The following is a 502-nucleotide window of genomic DNA, read 5'->3' on the forward strand; positions in this document are numbered from 1 at the left end:
GCGCTGCGCTCCGGGCGCGTGCCTCGTTCCTCGCCCCGCACCCTGCGCTGCGCTCCGGCTCAGTCCTCGATGAGCGGGACGAACCGGTAGCCGCCGTGGTCGGTCGCTCGCGTGCGTCCGTCGGGCAGGCGCTCGATGAGCAGGAGGGTCGTCCGCACGGGGATGACCATGCGCCCGCCGATCCCGACCTGCTCCACCAGGGTCCGGGGCAGGGCGGACGCCGCCGCCGACACCAGGATCCGGTCCCAGCCGTTCTCCTGGGGCTGACCCAGCACCCCGGGTTCGGTGTGCTGGAGCGTCGCCCAGCCCATCCCGGTGTGCGCCACGTTGGCGGCGCCCCACTCGGCGAGCCGGCTGTCGCGCTCGACGCCGAGCACCCAGCCCTGGGGACCGGTCAGGTAGGCGAGCAGCGCCGTCGTCCAGCCGGAGCCCGCGCCGACGTCGAGCACCCGCGCGCCGAGCGGCACGCGGAGCAGGCGCAGCATCGCGGCCACGGTGCTGG

At 75.9% G+C, this 502-nt stretch carries 1 protein-coding gene; it reads right to left on the minus strand.

Annotation, left to right across the window (positions count from 1 at the left end; all coding sequences use genetic code 11):
- Window positions 1-59 precede the first annotated feature (59 nt).
- Window positions 60-502, minus strand: a 443-nt coding sequence (locus PROKR_RS07170; protein WP_036961244.1) for a protein-L-isoaspartate O-methyltransferase family protein, incomplete at its 5' end; no start/stop codon positions are given.

Origin of the sequence: Promicromonospora kroppenstedtii DSM 19349, from assembly GCF_000515355.1 — a bacterium.
Taxonomy (GTDB): domain Bacteria; phylum Actinomycetota; class Actinomycetes; order Actinomycetales; family Cellulomonadaceae; genus Promicromonospora; species Promicromonospora kroppenstedtii.